19 protein-coding genes and 1 pseudogene are annotated in these 17979 nt (G+C 63.6%); 10 read left to right on the top strand and 10 right to left on the bottom strand.

Annotation, left to right across the window (positions count from 1 at the left end; translation table 11 throughout):
* Positions 1 to 1035: a recombinase RecA gene (gene recA / locus O9K64_RS01205; RefSeq protein WP_275096245.1), complete on the bottom strand. Its 1035-nt coding sequence runs from the start codon at positions 1033 to 1035 to the stop codon at positions 1 to 3.
* A 264-nt stretch (positions 1036 to 1299) separates the two neighbouring features.
* On the opposite strand from recA, the gene O9K64_RS01200 reads away from it, so the two are divergent.
* Positions 1300 to 2601 carry a DUF3422 family protein gene (locus O9K64_RS01200; protein ID WP_275096244.1) on the top strand — a complete coding sequence of 434 codons (1302 nt, stop codon included), beginning with the start codon at positions 1300 to 1302 and terminating at the stop codon, positions 2599 to 2601.
* Between the two features lie 209 nt (positions 2602 to 2810).
* Here the strand turns inward: O9K64_RS01200 and pncC are convergent, their stop codons facing one another.
* A complete protein-coding gene (gene pncC / locus O9K64_RS01195) occupies positions 2811 to 3293 on the bottom strand; it encodes a nicotinamide-nucleotide amidase (RefSeq protein ID WP_275096243.1) in 483 nt (160 codons plus the stop codon).
* A 131-nt stretch (positions 3294 to 3424) separates the two neighbouring features.
* Between pncC and O9K64_RS01190 the strand changes: the two genes are divergently transcribed.
* From O9K64_RS01190 to O9K64_RS01175, 4 genes are all read left to right on the top strand, one after another.
* On the top strand, positions 3425 to 3697 hold the full coding sequence (locus O9K64_RS01190; protein WP_275096242.1) for a cupin domain-containing protein: 273 nt from the start codon (positions 3425 to 3427) through the stop codon (positions 3695 to 3697).
* A gap of 454 nt (positions 3698 to 4151) precedes the next feature.
* Positions 4152 to 4352 (top strand): hypothetical protein, encoded by a 201-nt coding sequence (locus O9K64_RS01185; RefSeq protein ID WP_275096241.1) that lies wholly within the window; start codon positions 4152 to 4154, stop codon positions 4350 to 4352.
* Positions 4353 to 4504: 152 nt separating this feature from the next.
* Positions 4505 to 4717: a hypothetical protein gene (locus O9K64_RS01180; RefSeq protein ID WP_275096239.1), complete on the top strand. Its 213-nt coding sequence runs from the start codon at positions 4505 to 4507 to the stop codon at positions 4715 to 4717.
* Positions 4714 to 4908, top strand: a complete 195-nt coding sequence (locus O9K64_RS01175) for an EamA family transporter (protein WP_275096238.1) — start codon at positions 4714 to 4716, stop codon at positions 4906 to 4908. Before O9K64_RS01180 ends, O9K64_RS01175 begins: the two co-directional genes overlap by 4 nt.
* Before the next feature lie 62 nt (positions 4909 to 4970).
* On the opposite strand, the gene O9K64_RS01170 is transcribed toward O9K64_RS01175, so the two are convergent.
* Entirely contained in the window at positions 4971 to 5972 is a 1002-nt protein-coding gene (locus O9K64_RS01170) for an MFS transporter (RefSeq protein ID WP_335342210.1), read from the bottom strand.
* 555 nt (positions 5973 to 6527) lie between these two features.
* A complete protein-coding gene (locus O9K64_RS01165; RefSeq protein WP_275096236.1) occupies positions 6528 to 6968 on the bottom strand; it encodes a winged helix-turn-helix transcriptional regulator in 441 nt (146 codons plus the stop codon).
* Positions 6969 to 7046: 78 nt separating this feature from the next.
* Here O9K64_RS01165 and O9K64_RS01160 point away from each other — a divergent pair, with 78 nt between their 5' ends.
* Positions 7047 to 8363, top strand: a complete 1317-nt coding sequence (locus tag O9K64_RS01160; protein ID WP_335342209.1) for an alkene reductase — start codon at positions 7047 to 7049, stop codon at positions 8361 to 8363.
* A gap of 36 nt (positions 8364 to 8399) precedes the next feature.
* Here O9K64_RS01160 and O9K64_RS01155 read toward each other — a convergent pair whose 3' ends face one another.
* The 5 genes from O9K64_RS01155 to O9K64_RS01135 form a co-directional block, all read right to left on the bottom strand.
* The gene (locus O9K64_RS01155; protein WP_275096235.1) at positions 8400 to 9608 is read right to left on the bottom strand and encodes a metallophosphoesterase; all 1209 of its coding nucleotides are present in this window, start codon (positions 9606 to 9608) and stop codon (positions 8400 to 8402) included.
* Between the two features lie 75 nt (positions 9609 to 9683).
* Complete coding sequence (locus tag O9K64_RS01150; RefSeq protein ID WP_275096234.1) at positions 9684 to 9821, bottom strand: hypothetical protein; 138 nt, start codon at positions 9819 to 9821, stop codon at positions 9684 to 9686.
* 139 nt (positions 9822 to 9960) lie between these two features.
* On the bottom strand, positions 9961 to 10167 hold the full coding sequence (locus tag O9K64_RS01145) for a DUF2934 domain-containing protein (protein ID WP_275096233.1): 207 nt from the start codon (positions 10165 to 10167) through the stop codon (positions 9961 to 9963).
* A gap of 340 nt (positions 10168 to 10507) precedes the next feature.
* Positions 10508 to 11296 (bottom strand): enoyl-CoA hydratase/isomerase family protein, encoded by a 789-nt coding sequence (locus tag O9K64_RS01140; protein ID WP_275096232.1) that lies wholly within the window; start codon positions 11294 to 11296, stop codon positions 10508 to 10510.
* A 95-nt stretch (positions 11297 to 11391) separates the two neighbouring features.
* Positions 11392 to 12027 (bottom strand): TetR/AcrR family transcriptional regulator, encoded by a 636-nt coding sequence (locus tag O9K64_RS01135; protein WP_275096231.1) that lies wholly within the window; start codon positions 12025 to 12027, stop codon positions 11392 to 11394.
* A gap of 155 nt (positions 12028 to 12182) precedes the next feature.
* On the opposite strand from O9K64_RS01135, the gene O9K64_RS01130 reads away from it, so the two are divergent.
* From O9K64_RS01130 to O9K64_RS23735, 4 genes are read left to right on the top strand one after another with little or no spacing between them, the layout of a single operon-like run.
* Positions 12183 to 13256: an HlyD family secretion protein gene (locus O9K64_RS01130; protein ID WP_275096230.1), complete on the top strand. Its 1074-nt coding sequence runs from the start codon at positions 12183 to 12185 to the stop codon at positions 13254 to 13256.
* Positions 13253 to 16024 carry a ribosome-associated ATPase/putative transporter RbbA gene (gene rbbA / locus O9K64_RS01125; RefSeq protein WP_275096229.1) on the top strand — a complete coding sequence of 924 codons (2772 nt, stop codon included), beginning with the start codon at positions 13253 to 13255 and terminating at the stop codon, positions 16022 to 16024. Before O9K64_RS01130 ends, rbbA begins: the two co-directional genes overlap by 4 nt.
* Positions 16025 to 16027: 3 nt before the next feature.
* Positions 16028 to 17149, top strand: coding sequence for an ABC transporter permease (locus O9K64_RS01120; protein WP_275096228.1), 1122 nt, complete (start codon positions 16028 to 16030; stop codon positions 17147 to 17149).
* Between the two features lie 49 nt (positions 17150 to 17198).
* Entirely contained in the window at positions 17199 to 17720 is a 522-nt protein-coding gene (locus tag O9K64_RS23735; RefSeq protein ID WP_420493144.1) for an ankyrin repeat domain-containing protein, read from the top strand.
* On the opposite strand, the pseudogene O9K64_RS23730 reads toward O9K64_RS23735, so the two are convergent.
* Positions 17715 to 17876, bottom strand: a pseudogene (locus tag O9K64_RS23730) (transposase); the annotation flags it as partial. The gene O9K64_RS23735 and the pseudogene O9K64_RS23730 overlap by 6 nt on opposite strands.
* Positions 17877 to 17979: the final 103 nt, after the last annotated feature.

Here is a 17979-nt window from a genome sequence, read left to right as displayed (position 1 = left end):
TCAGACCTCGATGCCGGCCTCGGCCTCATCCGACTTCACCTCGGGTTTGGGAAAGGCCTGCGCGCGGATCTGATCCTCCAGGTGCTGGGCGATATCCCGGTTCTCCTTGAGGAAATTGCGCACATTGTCCTTGCCCTGGCCGATACGGTCACCGTTGTAGCTGTACCAGGCACCGGATTTCTCCACCAGCCCGTACTGCACACCCAGATCGATCAGCTCGCCCTCACGGGAGATACCCTCGCCATAAAGAATCTCGAAGTTGACCTGTTTGAAGGGCGGCGCCACCTTGTTCTTCACCACCTTGACCTTGGTCTCGTTGCCGATCACCTCGTCGCCCTTCTTGATGGCGCCGGTACGGCGGATATCCAGGCGCACCGAAGAGTAGAACTTGAGGGCGTTACCACCGGTGGTGGTCTCCGGATTGCCGAACATCACGCCGATCTTCATGCGGATCTGGTTGATGAAGATGACCACGCAGTTGGAACGCTTGATATTGGCCGTCAGTTTGCGTAACGCCTGGGACATCAGGCGCGCCTGCAGGCCGACGTGGGTGTCGCCCATGTCGCCATCGATCTCCGCCTTGGGGGTCAGCGCCGCCACCGAATCGACCACCACCACGTCCACCGCGCCGGAACGCACCAGCATGTCGGTGATCTCCAGCGCCTGCTCGCCGGTATCGGGCTGGGAGACCAGCAGCTCATCCACGTTGACCCCCAGCTTCTCGGCATACTGGGGATCCAGGGCGTGCTCGGCATCGACAAAGGCCGCCGTGCCACCCATTTTCTGGGACTCCGCCACCACATGCAGGGTGAGGGTGGTCTTGCCCGAGGATTCCGGACCGTAGATCTCGATCACCCGCCCCTTGGGCACACCACCGACACCGAGCGCGATATCCAGATTGATCGATCCGGTGGAGATCACCTCGATGTTTTTGAGAGCCGTACCGTCACCCATGCGCATCACCGCGCCCTTGCCGAACTGTTTCTCGATCTGACTCAGTGCGGCACCCAAAGCCTTCTTGCGATTTTCGTCCATTGCTTCCCCCGATTTGACTGTAGGCGACATCCCGCCACCCGTTAAGTTCTACTGATGTTCTCCATTATTACACAGCGGCAGGCTCAAGTCATGAGTCCGTTCAGAATTTAGGCCATTTCTGTCAAACAAAGCACCATCTTGCTGGTACTTCGTTTGCCGACAATGGCCTTATTACTCCATCCGCCGGGACCCCGCGGCGGGAATTACAGGTACAATCGGTCCGGTGTATCTTTTTGCCTTTCGCCACTGAACAGGAATCCGTGCATGTTATCAGGAGAGACCGCCGGCATCGCCAACTATCCGTTACGCAACCAGCTGGCCAGTGAAGTCCACGCCCGCCCCTATGAACAGCTGACCGCCCCGGTGCAGGCGAGCCATCTGGCGATCCTCTCGGACGAGAGCCTGCTGCCGCAAGAGCGGGAGATGATCGCGGCGCTGTGCGAGCGCTTCCGGGTGGCACCGCCATCCCCCTCCGCCCGCCACCACAGCGCCGACCTGGGGGTGTTCCGGTTGAAGTGGGAGCGCCACAGCGAATTCTCCAGCTACACCTTTTTTCACAGCGCGCCGTTTGAGCAGCCGTTCCAGGAGACCGCCATCAACCGGGTGCCGACCGACTGGCTGGCGCAGTTGCCGGGTAAACTCCTGACCGCGACCCACCTGGCCCTGGCACCCCAAACCTACCCCAACCAGGAGATCGAGGAGCTGGCCACCCTGTTTGCCAGCAACACGGTGACCGGCTCGCTGGTGGCCGGCGGGGCCGCCCGGGTCTGGACCGACTTCCATATCCATGCCGACGGCTTCAGCCGCTTCCTGATCCAGGACAATCACCTGCGCAGCCGTCAGGCCGGGCGCCTGCTGCAGCGCCTGTGCGAGCTGGAGCAGTACCGTCTGCTGGCCCTGCTCGCCTTCCCGCTGGCCCAGCAGTACGGCCAGCAGCTCGGCCGGCTGGACCAGGCGCTGAACAGCCTGACCGGCGAGATCGTCGACATCGACAACCTGGAGGACGAACACCACGCGCTGGACCAGCTGACCGGACTCGCCGCGCAGGTGGAGCAGATCGCCTCCAGCACCAGCTACCGCTTCAGCGCCGCGGACGCCTATGACGACATTATCCAGCAGCGCCTGGCCGAGTTGCGCGAGGAGCGCATCCAGGGGGTGCAGATGCTGCACGAGTTCATGCAGCGGCGGCTGGCACCGGCCATGCACACCTGCCGCTCGGTGGACCAGCGCATCCAGGCCCTGGCCACCCGGGTGGCGCGCGCCTCCAACCTGCTGCGTACCCGGGTCGATGTGAGCATGGAGGGACAGACCAAGGACCTGCTCCGCTCCATGGACCGGCGCGCCCATCTGCAACTGCGCATGCAGGAGACGGTGGAGGGGCTCTCGGTGGTGGTGCTCAGCTACTACCTGCTGGGACTGGTGGGCTATGGCCTGAAGGGGCTCAAGTCGGCCGGTGTCGGCATCAACGTGGAACTGGGCACCGGCCTGGCCATCCCGCTGGTGGTGGCCGCGGTGTTCCTCGGGGTGCGGCGGCTGAAGCGGCTGGCGGGGCATACGGAGGGGTGAGGCGGCCCGGGAGTTTCTTGAGGGGTCGGAGTCAAGCCGCATAACCTTTGGCGGCAAGTCGCCAGGTTATCGGCGGCTTGACTCCGACCCCTGGACAGTGACAGCTTGGTAGGGTAGGCACGCTTTTTGTGCCCACGCGGAGGCGACAACACGGGACAGCGTGGGCACAGAAGACGTGCCCACCCTACCATCTGGACAGGTCACGCCTGTTACAAGATCGCCAGCGCCCCCTGTAATGCCACCAGCACCGCCTGCCGGCGTACCGCCTCCCGGTCGCCGGAAAAATGGTGGCAAGTGGCGACCGCCTCCGCTCCCCGGCGCTGCCAGGCAAACCAGACGCTGCCCACCGGCTTCTCCGGGGCACCGCCCCCCGGACCGGCGATACCGCTGACCGAGAGCGCCAGGTCGGCATGGCTGTGGGCCAGGGCGCCGGCCACCATCTCCCGCACCACCGGCTCGCTGACGGCACCGTGGGCCGCCAGGGTCTCTGCCCGCACCCCCAGCATCTCCTGCTTGGCCGCGTTGCTGTAGGTGACGAAGCCGCGCTCGAACCAGTCGCTGCTGCCGGCGATATCGGTCACTACCTTGGCGATCCAGCCACCGGTACAGGACTCGGCGGCGGCCAGCTTCAGCTTCCTGTCCAGCAGCCGGGCGGCCAGTTCACGGGCCGATTGTTCCAGTTCATTATTCATAGCGGACAGTATCTGGGTTCACCCGGGCCGGCGCAACACCCGCCGGCGTCCCTTTTGCCAGATCGGGCCTGACCGTCCGGCCGATTTCGGCTACACTGTGCGGCCCTGAACCGTCAACCCGGAAGCCGCCTATGCAAATCCTCTATGAACACAAGGCCTCGCCGGCCAAGCTGGAGATCCTCGGCGTCTTCGAGTGGCCCATCTGGGAGAAGGAGATCTCCGAGTTTCCCTGGCGCTATGAGCGCACCGAGATCTGCTACTTCCTGCGCGGCCAGGTGGAGGTGACCCCGGACGGCGGCCAGCCCCAGAGCTTCGGCCGCGGCGATCTGGTCACCTTTCCGGCCGGCCTCTCCTGCACCTGGAAGATCCTCAAGCCGGTCGAGAAGCACTACAGCTTCGAATAGACCCATACCCGACAAACCGGACCACAACCACCGCACAGCACCATGAACCACACCGCCAGCCCCACCCACACCCCAATGATGCAGGGGTGTTGTACCATTGTTTTACATGGATATTTTTAATATCAACAGCATAAAAGCTACACTACAGGTTACAGTTTTTCAGCCCCTTGCTTCAATAGTGTGTTTTTTGTTGTAACCCATTGTTTTATTTAACTTAATTCTTAGCGCCCATTGCCCATTACTCCTGCCGAACAGGTGTTAATCTATTGTTTAACAAAGATATTTTTAAATAACACCGCATAAAAGCTACACTAAACGGCCAGTGACTTGCTCCCACCGGTTCCGACCGGTGCGGTTCCGACGAAGCTTGCGGCCTCCGCGAACCAGCTTTTCACCGTCAAAGAGGTGGATCGCGCCGGCTTTATCCGTTCGTGTAACTAGCTTGGAGCGCACCTTGGTGGACGTCCTGGACCGCCCTGACCTGGGCGGCGGATGGGAGGAGATCTGGCGCTCGCTGGAGATGGTGGAGTTCTTCGACCTGGACGTGGTGATCAAGTACACCCTGCTGCTCGAAAACGCACCAACATCCAGTCATTCGATGGCCGTGGCGAAGCCACCGCCATCTTTCTCGCCGCTAGGGTCAGGCGAAACCTAATTTAGGCGCTTTCTGCAAGCATGGGTGTCGAGTTACAGAAACTCGTGATTGCGCCGCCAATGACGGCATACCTCGACGCCTACCGGGCTTGCTTTGGACACGGAGATCTCCCCCGATTTGGCGCGGCGCTCGCCGGATATGAACTATTCTCGATGGTTGGTAGTGACTTTGTTGGAATCGCACTCCATGTCCGATACTGCGTGGAGGATGTCGGGTTTTGGAGCGCGCCCATCGAGGACGCGGAGGCGTATTTCTGGCGCATGCGGACCCCGCTGACCGAACTGGACGCCGACGAGTCCGCCCCGGTGTTGGCCGCCATGGACAGAATCGAGTGGCATGTCGGCTCGCGGGATGAGCTGCCATGAGATCGAAGCGCCTGCACCCGCTGGTTACGACAACGATCCGGCTGTCGACCCCCGTTTTTGCGGCCGTGTTCGCCTTGGTCTTCCTGGATGAGCCGCCGTCCAGATGGACGATGCCCGGTGGCGCGATGATTCTGGCGGGCATCTATCTGACGATCAAGCCGGATTTTGGTCGAACACCCACCGCGCGATAACCGGCACAAACTGAGGGAAATCGCCAAGGTATTCGATTCGGATCGGTGTCTCCATCTGTTGTCTAGCCGACATAAAGCGCTTTCACCGAAATGCGCCTTGAGGCGCTGCACCAGTCTTGCAGACGCTTCGGTGTACTCGCCGTGGTAGGTATCGATCGTGATCGGTCCGATACCGATCGAGAAAGAGCAGATTTTCGCGTGCCAATCATCTGCGGATTATCATCAGATACCCCACAGCGGATATCACTGTAACAGCCGCCGCAGTGAAAAAGGCGGCTTCCAACCCGATCCATTGCCACAAAGATCCAAACACTACCGCCCCCGGCAGTACGAGCAGACCGGAGACCAGATGATAAATACCAAAGGCTGTCGCGCGCTGTTCGCGGGGGCGCGAAATCTCCGATGAGGGCGCGTTCTGCTCCTTCCGTGAACGCGGTCGCTGCCGCGTATAGGAGCAACAGCGTCCAGACCAACAGGGGACAATCCGGGATCACCGCGAAGGCCAGGAGCAACCCGATGCGGGCAAACCACCCGATGATCACGACAGGGGTGCGACCGATGCGGTCTGGAAGAACGCCGGCCGGAGTCGAAACCAGGGCGCGCATGGCGTGCGCGGCGGCCCACAACAGCGGTACCCAGGCCACCTCCAGCCCTCTGTAGCTTGCCCAAAGCACCAGGAAAGCCTCCGCTGCGGTGGCCAAGGCCAGTCCGCCGGCGGCAAGAATGAGGCCACGGACGCGGGCATCGAGTGCACGCCAACGAAGTCGTGGCACCTCCGCACCATCCGACGTAACCGGCGCGGGCAGTGCCAGGATCAGCAATGCAATGACCAACGTCCCCGGCACTACCGATGCGAGGAACACTTGCCGCATCTCGACGCCCGCTTGAAGCAACATGAACGCCAGCAGTGGTCCGAGCATGACGCCGCGCCCGTGTATCGACGGCAGCGGCGACGAGCGTATCGCGCGGCGAGGTACGCAATCCCTTACCAACGCGGTTAAGGCAACGCAGGACCAGCACCCAGGCCCATCCCACTGCCAAGGCGATGGGAGGCCGTGCGGCATTGGAGGCGGTATAGCCGCACACAACCAACCGCTTGGGATTCCAGCCGCGATCGGCCAACCAACCGGAGATCAGTTTGAGGATACTCGCGGTGGCTTCGGCCAGGCCCTCAACAAGTCCGACCGCTGCCGGCCTGGTGCCAACGTTACCGTGAGAAAAAGCGGCAATAGCGGAGTGATCATCTCGCTGCCGGTATCATTGAACATCGATGCCAGTCCCAGAACCACCACTGTCCGAGGAATGAAACCCGTCAAATCACAAATATCCTCAGTCTTTCATTAGCACATAGATCACCGCCACGGCCATGATGAGCGCGAATGCCACCAGAAACATCCAGTGGTCGAGGACATAATCGAGCAAGCCACTCCATATCATATGGTGGTACCCGTGCTTTCGGGGACATCAGTGGCGAGTACAGAAGCCATAGCATCAATCCTCAAGTCATTCGAGACAAACGATCACTGCGGGAGGGAAACAGGCCGAAATTCTCGGTTCATGAGGCGAGGAGATGCCGCTCGACTCGGGGAAAGAGGGCATTGATTTTTCCTATACGCGATCTACCCGGGCTGTTCCGGGTTCTCCGCTACGGCTTGCGCTCCGAAAGTCGCGCGGGCGGCGGCAATCTTTGGCTGGTTTTCCTCTGCCCATTTGATGAGGGCGGTGAGCGGTGGCAAGAGGGAAGCACCGAGCGCAGTGAGGCCGTAACTCACCGCCGGGGGTGTAGTGGGGGTGACCTCGCGCCAGACCAGGCCGTCGCGTTCGAGATGGCGCAAGGTCTCGGCCAGCATGCGGCGGGAGATGTCGGGCACGGTGCGGGCGAGCGCGTTGAAGCGCAGGGGACTGTGGGCCAGCGTGACGAGGATCAGCACAGACCATTTGTCCCCCAGCCGGTCGAGCACGTCGCGCACCGGGCAGCTCTCGCCGTGGGCGGGCAACGGCAGTGGCGCGTGCAACTCCGGGGAGACCTGAACGGTATCGTCGCCGTAACCTCGTGACATCAACGTGCCTCCTTGTGCGGTCGAATTCAGGTTCCTATTATCTATCAGGTAATCGAAAGTAACCACCAGCGAGGCACCATGGCCGATTTTCGCGACACCCGCATCCTCGTCACCGGCGCCTCGGGCAAACTCGGGACCCGGGTTCTGGATGCGCTCGCCGCCCGCGGGGCGAAGCACGTGACCGCCGGCAGCCGGGACCCGGCACGTATCGGCGGGCCGGCCGAGGCCAGGCTTCGCGTCGATTTCGACGATCGGGTGATCCAAAATCAACATCAAATCAATAAGGAGAAGAAAAGCATGAGTCGTAACGATCGGGATTTATTCTCACCGGCAACGGTTGCGGGCCTTCAGTTGCAGAACCGCATCGTGATGGCGCCGATGACACGCAACCGCGCCACCGGCAACATTCCCAATGCCCTGATGACCGAATATTATGCGCAGCGCGCCTCGGCGGGCCTGGTCATCACCGAAGGCACCAGCCCTTCGCCCAACGGCCTGGGGTATCCGCGCATCCCCGGCCTGTTCTCCGCCGCACAGGTCGAGGGCTGGAAGTCGGTCACCGAGGCGGTGCACGCGAAGGGAGCAAAGATCTTTGCCCAACTCATGCACACCGGCCGCATCGCACACCCGAAGCACCTGCCGGCGGGCGCGCGGGTGGTGGCGCCTTCGGCCATCGCCGCCGCCGGAGAAATCCACACCGACACCGCCGGCCCGCAACCGCATCCGGTACCCCATGAGATGAGCCTCGATGAGATCGCCGCTACCCGCGAGGAGTTCGTCCACGCAGCGAAAAACGCGATGGCGGCCGGTTTCGATGGGATCGAGTTGCACGCGGCCAACGGCTATCTGCTGGAACAGTTCATTCGCCCCACCTCCAACCGGCGCACGGATGCCTATGGCGGGTCCATCGAAAACCGTGCCCGCTTCATGCTGGAGGTGGCCAGGGCCACGGCCGAGGCCATCGGCGCCGCGAGGGTCGGCATTCGGCTTTCGCCTTACGGGGTGTTCAACGACATGCCGCCTTATGCCGAGATGGACCCGGACTACACGTATCTGGCCGGGCAGCTCGGCAAGCTGGACCTGGCCTACCTGCACATCGTGGATCACTCGGCCATGGGCGCACCAGAGGTGCCGGAGCGTATCAAGCAGGCCATGCGCGAGGCCTTCAAGGGCCCGGTTATCCTGGTCGGCGGCTATGACGCCCAGCGCGCCCTGGCCGATCTCGATGCCGGCAAGGCGGAGCTGATTGCAGTGGGCCAAAGCTTTCTGGCCAACCCGGATCTGCCCGCGCGTTGGCGCAAGGGCCTGCCGCTCAATGCGCCCGATTTCGACACCTTTTACACCCCTGGTGAGAAAGGCTATACCGATTACCCGACCTATGGGGATCCATCGTAAGCGGTGGCTCTCGTCCTTGTTGCCGTGTGCGGGAAATCATGCGAGCACCATTTTTGTTGAACAGGGTTGGGTAAATTTTTCACGGTTGGTTTCCGCTGGATTCGAAGCCGCGATCGAGAGTGTCTCGACTTGTGCGGGACGCAGCTCGATAAGCGTGATTTCCGGCGGCGCCAGTACCCGCAGCGGCGGTCCCCAGGTGCCAGTGCCGCGGCTCACGTACAGCCAGCCGCCGGCGAGCCGCGTGAGGCCGGTGGCCATGGGGTAGCTCAGGCGCACCAGCAGGCCGAACGGAAAGATCTGCCCGTGGTGGACATGGCCGGAGAGCTGCAAGTCGAACCGGCCGGCGGCCCACGGGTCCACGACCGGCTGGTGCTTGAGCAGGATGGTGAAACCCGGCCGCCGGCCGGCGAGCAACGCGTGCTCGTCGCGGTGCACGGCCACGCCCAGCATGGCGCCGGTGGGATCGTCCACGCCGGCGATCGTGAGCGCGCCGATCTCGACCGCCGTGCCGCGCAGCACCGTGAAGCCGGCGCGTGCGTGGAAGTCGAGGGCGCGCTCGATCCCTGCGAAGAACTCGTGGTTGCCGGTGACCGCGAACTTGCCGAGCCGCGGCGCGAGCTCCGCAAGTTGCGGCGCCAGGCCGTTCAGGCGGTCGGTCTGACCGTCCACCAGGTCGCCGGCCGAGAGCAGCAGGTCCGGATCGAGCTCCCGGACCCGGGCCAGGATGCGCCGCAGCCGGCGTCGGCCCAGCATCGCGCCCAGGTGGACGTCGGAAAGCAGCACGATGCGCAGCGGCTCCGGCAGTTTTGGCGTGGTCAGCGTCACGCGCTCGATGCGCGGGCGGCGCGCCGCGGCGAAGCCGTAGCCGGCCACGCCGAGGGTCAGCGTGTTGGCCAGCAGGAACGACTGCCGCGGGGTGAGTCGCGGCCCCGCCTCCCACAGCCTCGCCGCCAGCGCCAGCAGATCGACGCCGAGCGCGATCCAGAAGAACAGGAACGCGAACCCCATCCAGCTGTAGCCGACCCAGGCGCCGGTCACCACCAGCCGGTGCCCGCCGCGCCGCTCGAGCCTCCAGAGCAGCAGCGGCAGCACGGTCATCAGCCCCACCCAGACGACCAGACCGGCGGCGACCGGGCCAGGCAGCGCGAACGCCGCTTGGGCCTTGGCGACCGCATAGAGCTGGATGCCGGCGTACAGCAGGAACAGGACGGTGAGCACGACGGTGATGCGCAGGCGATTGGTCATCGGGACAATCTCCTCACAGCAGCCGCCGGAACCGCCACACCGCGAACAGCCCGCTGCCCAGAACCAGGATGCCCGTTACATCGGCCAGACATAGGTGAACCCGTTGCCCTTGAACAGCACTTGGTAGCCGAAATCCATGAAGTAGCGCATGGGCGATATCAGGCCGATAATAACGATGATGCTGCGTTTAACATGCCTGTTTAATCTTCTCACCTTCTTGCATCCGGCACCTTGTCCGAGCACAACGGCGGTGTTGTTATCGGACAGGTCACCCAACGCTCAGACCGGCGCCGGGCGAGCCCACCCCGCCCGGGGTTCAGTACACGCGCTCGATTGCAGCGCGGCATCTCGTTCAATGCGCGTGGAGCGAGGCGTCGATCTGCTTCTCGGCTTGCGCCCAGTCCTCGAGCTCGTGACCCGGCTCGAAAGCCCGCTGTTCGGCTCGGTAATAGGCTGCGACCGCGATCATCTCGTCACGATCCATCTGCGCGACCGACTCGGCGGTGGCTACTTCGCGTGCCTCGGCTTCGGTTTTACTTGTCTGCTTACGTTTCGTCATGGCTCTTTCTCCTTTTCGCTCCTAGTAAAGTGAACACCGGGGCGGTCCATCCTGAGCCGCTTCCCCGGCGGGGTCCCGGAACGCACCGCTCCGAAACCATCCCTTGGCAACAAAACCGCGATTGCCTTGTACCATGCGGGGCATTCCGGCGCCCCATGATCCGCCCTCAATCCGGCCACTGGCGATTAGCAAACCGGGATGCGCTTCATCACTCATCGTCATCCAGACAACAAGCCCAAACACACAGGCGGCCAACGTTGGACCGACTCCGACAGTGGCGCTGCGCTTAGTCATTCTCATCTTTCCCAGCCGTCATATATTGCATAGATCACAATTTGGCCTACCAGGAATAGCCCACGAGGCTTTCTTCTGTCTTGAAATGGCCTTCCAGTTCCTTCCTATAAGGTGTTGACAACAACTTGGTAGATTCAAGCGTTGATAGGTTTATGCCGCTTATACTTTTCGCCCGTTTAATACATTCAGACACGAAATCTTCGGCCGGGAGAATGGCATTGATCAGCCCGAGTTCCAGCGCCTGTTCCGCATCGATGGAATCAGCCGTCAACATCAACTCCATGGCCCTTCCTTTGCCTATATATCTCGGCAGAAAAAAGGCCAGGGCCCCACTTGGATGAAGGCCATACTTCTTATGGATCAGCGAGAAACGCATATCGGGCGTGGCATATCTGAGGTCGGCCGACAAGGTTCCCCCGAAAAAAGGCGTGACGATAGCCCCTCTCAGGCCGTCAATAATGATCTTTTTGGAAGCCACTCTTCGCTCAATGGTATAGCGGTGAAAACACAGTTGCCTCAAGCGATCAGTATTCCCTTTGAAGTCCCATGAGTCTCCGAGATTGCCCAGATCGGCATCTGTGCCACAGGTTTTTCGCAGATATCCGTCATAAGTCTCGTCGCCCAAGCTATTGGGTTCTGCCAGCGAGAGCACAACCTTCACATCATCTGCATTATCTGCGGCATCCATGATCTTGAAATAGTGCTCGCGTTTTTCCAGGTCCGTAAGGAATGGGAAAACGTCGTGTCCGAAATCGAGAATCAGAACCCCGTCGTCCAGTTCAATTGAAATGTCCTGCCCGGCTAACCGGCGTAAAACATCAATATCCTTCATCATCGCGCCTCCAAGTTCAGATCTAGCAATATCGATCAGGGGCGTACTACATTTTTAATTGCTGACGCCCCGTCTTTGTTTCATCCCGTGCAATACCTTTACCCGGAACGCCCTCCGTCGGGCTCCGCAGCCTCCACCCCGAGTGCCCGGACGAGCAGTGTCGATGCGTGTTTGGCTATGGTCTTGGGCTTCTCGTGCTCCGGTTTGCGTCCCGGCAGGTGGCGGCGCAGCGGGAGGGTCTCAAAACAAAACAGCACCAAACCCACCACGGAATTGGCCAACAGATAGGGGTCGAGATCCGGGGCCAATTCCTTTGCCAGGGCTACAATCGCTTCGTACGGCTCCAGAAACAGCTGATCGGCGAGCAGCTTCAGGCGCGTCTCATCACCGTCCACCAGTTCCCGCTGCAGCAGGGCGCGGAAGTCCGGATCGCCGGCCGCCAGCGCCGTGAACCGTTCCACGAAACGTTCAAGCCGCTCGATCGCCGTTCCGCCGCCCGCCAGCGCCCGCCGGATGCCCTCGACCTTGTCGGTAAAGGCATGTTCCACCGCGGCGAGGTACAGGGCTTGCTTGTCCGGAAAATAGTGATAGATGGCCGCCTTGCTGATGCCCACGGCACGCGCGATATCCCGCATGGATACGCCGCTGTAACCCGTTGCCGCAAACAACGGAATCGCCTGCGTCAGGATGCACGCACGCCGGTCGACATCTGTGGCCGCCTGATTTACACTCATCGCCTCACCTTACTTAACGTTCGTTAGGGTCAGTGTGGGGCAAAACCCGTGTCCGATCAACGCAGGAAGGACACGCGGTATGAATAACAGGCGGGGCGCAGGGCCTGGGAGAGATCAAGGCGCGCCGGGGCCAGGCTTACGGGAGACGAGAGGGGATGCCTGAAGCGTTCAAGAGCCGGTGGCCATGGATCGCGGTCGTTGCGCTGGCCGTCGTCGCGGCCGTTGCCGCCTGGCAGGTTCTCCAGCCGCCGACGCCGCCGGCGGGGATCGCCAGCGCCAACGGCCGGATCGAGGCGGTCGAGATCGATATCGCAGCCAGGACCGCGGGCCGGGTCAAGGAGATCGGGGTCGACGAGGGTGACTTCGTCCGTGCCGGGCAGGAGCTGGCGCGGATGGACACGGCCGTCCTGCAGGCGCAGCTCCGGGAGGCCGAGGCGCAGCTGCAGCGCGCCCGGATCTCGGTCGAGACGGCCACGAGCCAGGTCACGCAGCGCGAGGCCGAGGCCGAGGCCGCCCGGGCGCTTATCGCCCAGAGAGAGGCGGAGCTCGACGCGGCCCGGAAGCGGCTCGCCCGCACCCGGGAGCTCGCTGCGAAGAACGCCATCTCCGAGGCGCAGCTCGACGACGACCGGGCCACGGCAGAGGCGGCGAGGGCCGCGGTCGCCGCCGCCAAGGCTCAGGCCGCGGCCGCACAGGCCGCCATCGGCCAAGCCAAATCGAACGTCGTCGCTGCGCAATCGGCGGTCGAAGCCGCCCAGGCCACCCTCCAGCGCATCCAGGCCGACCTCGACGACAGCGTGTTGATCTCGCCGCGCGACGGCCGCGTCCAGTACCGCGTCGCCCAGCCCGGCGAGGTGCTCTCCCCGGGCGGCGTGGTGCTGAACATGGTCGATCTCACCGATGTCTACATAACCTTCTTCCTACCGACCGAACAGGCCGGGCGGGTCGCGCTGGGGACCGAGGCGCGACTCGTGCTGGATGCCGCCCCGCAATACGTGATCCCGGCCGAAATCTCCTTCGTCGCCGACGTCGCCCAGTTCACGCCCAAGACGGTCGAGACGGCCGAGGAGCGGCAGAAACTGATGTTCCGCATCAAGGCGCGGATCGACCCGGACCTGCTCAGGAAGCACCTCCACCAGGTCAAGACCGGTCTGCCGGGCATGGCCTATGTACGGCTCGACCCTCGGGTGGAGTGGCCGCCTGAACTGCAGACCCGGCTGCCGCAATGAGCCGTGATCTGGATGCTCAGATCGAGGATGGCGGCGGCGCGGCGGCGGTTGCGCGCCTGCGCGATGTGTCCCTGCGCTACGGCAAGGTGCACGCGCTCGACGCCGTCGATCTCGCCATCCCGGCCGGATGCCTTGCGGGGCTGATCGGCCCGGATGGCGTCGGCAAATCGAGCCTGCTGGCGCTCGTCGCCGGCGCCCGGAAGGTTCAGGCGGGAACGGTCGAGGTGCTCGGCGGCGACATGAGCAATGCGCCTTACCGCCGAATGGCCTGTCCGCGCATCGCCTACATGCCGCAGGGTCTGGGCCGCAACCTCTACCCGACGCTTTCGGTTTTCGAGAACCTCGATTTCTTCGGCCGCCTGTTCGGGCACGATGGCGGCGAGCGAGGTTGGCGCATCGTGTCGCTGACCCAGGCCACCGGGCTCAAGCCGTTCCTCGACCGCCCGGCCGGCAAGCTCTCCGGTGGGATGAAGCAGAAGCTCGGCCTGTGCTGTGCGCTGATCCACGACCCGGACCTGCTGATCCTCGACGAGCCCACCACCGGCGTCGATCCCCTGTCGCGGCGGCAGTTCTGGGAGCTGATCGCCGGCATCCGCCGCACCCGGCCCGGCATGAGCGTGCTGGTGGCCACGGCCTATATGGAGGAAGCGGCGCGCTTCGACTGGCTGGCGGCAATGGACGGCGGGCGGGTGCTGGCTGTGGACACCCCGGAAGGCCTGAGACGGCAGACGCGTACGACCTCGCTGGACGCGGCCTTTATCGCCTTGCTGCAGGAGGACAGGCGCCGGGATTATCGAGCGGTCGAGATTCCGCCGCGGCCGGAAGACGATGACGATACCGCAATCGAGGCCCGGGATCTGACCATGCGCTTCGGCGAGTTCACCGCCGTCGATCATGTCTCCTTCCGCATCCGGCGCGGCGAGATCTTCGGCTTCGTCGGCTCCAACGGCTGCGGCAAGACGACGACGATGAAGATGCTGACCGGCCTGCTGCCGCCGAGCGAAGGTCGGGCCTGGCTGTTCGGACACGAAGTGGACCCGCACGATCTGGCGACGCGCCGCCGCGTCGGCTACATGTCGCAGTTCTTCTCGCTCTACACCGAGCTCACGGTGCGCCAGAACCTGGCGCTGCACGCGCGCCTGTTTCACGTCGCGCCCGGCGACATTCCGGGTCGTGTCGAGGAGATGGCCGCACGTTTCGACCTCGGCGCGGTCCTCGACAGTCTGCCGGGGAAGTTGCCTCTCGGCGTCCGCCAGCGCCTGTCGCTTGCGGTCGCCATGATCCACAAGCCGCAGATGCTGATCCTGGACGAGCCCACCTCCGGCGTGGACCCCGTGGCGCGCGACGCCTTCTGGCGCATCTTGGTGGAGCTGTCGCGCCGTGACGGCGTCACCGTCTTCATCTCCACCCATTTCATGAACGAGGCCGAGCGCTGTGACCGCCTCTCGCTCATGCACGCCGGCCGAGTGCTGGTCACCGATACGCCGGCGGGGATCATACAGCAGCGGGGTGTCGAGAGCCTCGAAGAGGCCTTCATCCGTTACCTCGAGGACGCCGTTGGCGAAGGCGGGGCCGCTGCCGCGCCGCGCGCGGCCGAGGGCGCGAACGGCGATGATGGCGGGTCGAGTGGCGGTCGCCGGTTCTTCGATCCCCGCCGCATGGCGAGCTACGCCCGGCGCGAAGCGCTGGAACTGCGCCGCGATCCCATCCGGCTGACCCTGGCGCTGCTCGGCAACGTCATCCTGATGTTCGTGATGGGCTATGGGATCAACCTCGATGTCGAGGATCTCACCTTCGCGGTCCTCGACCGCGACCAGACCACCGTCAGCCGCGACTATACGCTCAACCTCGCCGGTTCCCGCTACTTCGTCGAGCGGGCGCCGATCACCGACTACGAGGATCTCGACCGGCGAATGCGCGAGGGCGACATCAGTCTGGCGATCGAGATCCCACCGGGCTTCGCGCGCGACATCGCCCGGAGCCGGCGGGTCGAGATCGGCGCCTGGATCGACGGCGCCATGCCCACGCGGGCGGAGACCGTCCGCGGCTATGTGCAGGGGATTCATGCCCACTGGCTGGCGACCAAGGCGCGGGAAGCCGGCTACGGCGAGGCTTTGGCGGGGCTCGTCAATATCGAGACCCGGTTCCGCTATAACCCGGACGTCAAGAGCCTGGTGGCGATGGTGCCGGCAGTGATCCCGCTGCTGCTCATGCTGATCCCGGCCATGCTCGCGGCGCTCAGCGTCGTGCAAGAGAAGGAACTCGGCTCGATCACCAACTTCTACGTCACGCCCACCACGCGGCTCGAGTTCCTGCTCGGCAAGCAGTTGCCTTATGTGGTGCTGTCTTTCCTGAGCTTCCTGCTGCTCACGTTGCTCGCGGTGACGGTTTTCGGCGTGCCGCTGAAGGGCAGTTTCCTGACGCTGGCGGCGGGCGCGCTGCTCTATGTCGGTGCCGCCACGGCCGTGGGTCTGCTCATCTCGACCTTCATGCGCAGCCAGATCGCGGCGATCTTCGGCACGGCGGTGCTCACCATCCTGCCGGCGGCGAATTTCTCGGGCATGATCGACCCGGTGTCGTCCTTGGAAGGGATGGGCCGGCTGATCGGCGAGGTCTATCCGACCACACATTTCCTGACCATTGCACGCGGCACCTTCTCGAAGGCCCTGAACTTCTCCGACCTGCATGCCGCCTTTCTCCCGCTGGCGCTCGCCGTGCCGATCCTGATCGGGCTGTCCGCCGCGCTGCTCAAGAAGCAGGAGACCTGAGCCGTGCGCGCGGCCAACATCCTGCATCTCGGTATCAAGGAGCTGCGCGGTCTCGCCCGCGACCCGATCATGCTGGTGTTGATCGTCTATGCCTTCACCGTTTCGGTCTATACGGCGGCCACGGCCATGCCGGAGACCCTCAACAAGGCGCCGATCGCGGTGGTGAACGAGGATCGCTCGCCGCTCTCCTGGCGCATCGTCAGCGCCTTCTACCCGCCCTATTTCCTGCCGCCCGAGCTGATCGACCAGGCCGAGATGGACGCCCGCATGGATGCCGGCCTCGACACCTTCGCCCTCGACATCCCGCCCAACTTCCAGCGCGACGTCCTGCGCGGACGCCGACCGACGATCCAGCTCAACGTCGATGCCACGCGCATGAGCCAGGCCTTCACCGGCAGCGGTTACATCCAGACCATCGTCAACGACGAGGTGCGCGCCTTCGCGCGGCGCTACCGCGAGGTTCCGGAGTTGCCGGTCGATCTGGCGCTCCGGGCGCGCTTCAATCCCCAGCTCAACAAGTCGTGGTTCGGCGCCATCATGCAGGTCATCAACAACGTGACCATGCTCTCCATCGTCCTCACCGGCGCGGCGCTGATCCGCGAGCGCGAGCACGGCACCGTCGAGCATCTGCTGGTCATGCCGGTCACGCCTTTCGAGATCATGAGCAGCAAGGTGTGGGCGATGGCGCTGGTCGTCCTTGCCGCCACCGCCTTCGCGCTCACCGCCGTCGTGCAGGGCTGGCTGTCCGTGCCGATCCAAGGATCGCTCGCGCTGTTCCTGGCCGGCACGGCGCTGCATCTGTTCGCGACCACCTCGATGGGCATCTTCCTCGGCACCGTCGCCCGCTCCATGCCGCAGTTCGCCCTGCTGCTCATGCTGGTGCTGCTGCCGCTGCAGATGCTCTCCGGCGGCTCGACGCCGCGCGAGAGCATGCCGGAGGCCGTCCAGTACATCATGCTCGCCGCGCCCAACACGCATTTCGTAATGCTCGCCCAGGCGATCCTGTACCGCGGCGCGGGCCTCGCCGCCGTCTGGCCGCAGTTCATCGCCATCGCCGCGATCGGAGCCGCCTTGTTCGGTCTGGCACTGGCGCGCTTCCGACGCACCATCAGCAGCATGGCTTGAGCTTGCAGATGAGAAAGAAAATCGGGACAAGTCCGCTATTCAAGGGAAAATGGTTGGCCGCCTTGGTGGTGACTGTGACAGGTTCCATAGGGTCGCTGCCGGCCCTCGCGGCCGACGAGACGGAAACCGGCACCCTGAGCCTGGTCTTCGAGAACGACCTCTTCTACGACACGGACCGCCAGCCCTGCACATCGGCCCCGAGCACGAGGATTACCAGCGCCGGAAGGGGGTGCCGATGAGCCTTGAGCGAGATTTGTTGCGCGCGGCGAGGCAGGGAAAGACCGGGATGGTTATCACCCTGCTCCGGGAAGGCGCGGACATAAACGTGGCGACCGATGACGGCCAGACTCCGCTGCACCATGCCGCCGCCGGGGGACACACCGACACGGCGATTGCCCTCATGAAACGCGGCGCACGCCCGCACCCGCGCGATGAGGCGAACAGGACGCCGCTCAACACGGCGATGCGCAACGGCCACATAGAGACGGCCCATGCGCTCCGCGAGGAAATCGCCCTCCAACAGGCGTTGCGGGCGGAGCTGCGAAGCATCATGAAGCGCCGTCAAACCTAGCGCCTCCTCCCGATACTGACGACGCCATTTGCCAAGCGTCGATTTGCCAACGCCCAGATCCTCGGCAATATCCGCCATCGTCCGACCGCTTTCCTCCACAAGACGAACCGCCTCGCGCTTGAACTCTTCTGTAAATTGCTTCTGACGTGAACTCATTCCGCACCTTTCCTTGCTTGCTGCTTTTTAAACTACAGGTGCTCTCCACTTTTCCGAAGCAAGTCCAAACACCGCTGCGCGGGGTGGATGTGAACGCGACGGA

It is taken from the genome of Sedimenticola hydrogenitrophicus (assembly GCF_029017505.1).
GTDB lineage: Bacteria > Pseudomonadota > Gammaproteobacteria > Chromatiales > Chromatiaceae > Sedimenticola > Sedimenticola hydrogenitrophicus_A.
Note: the sequence above shows the minus strand (reverse complement) of the source record. Positions and strands in the feature narration are given on the sequence as shown.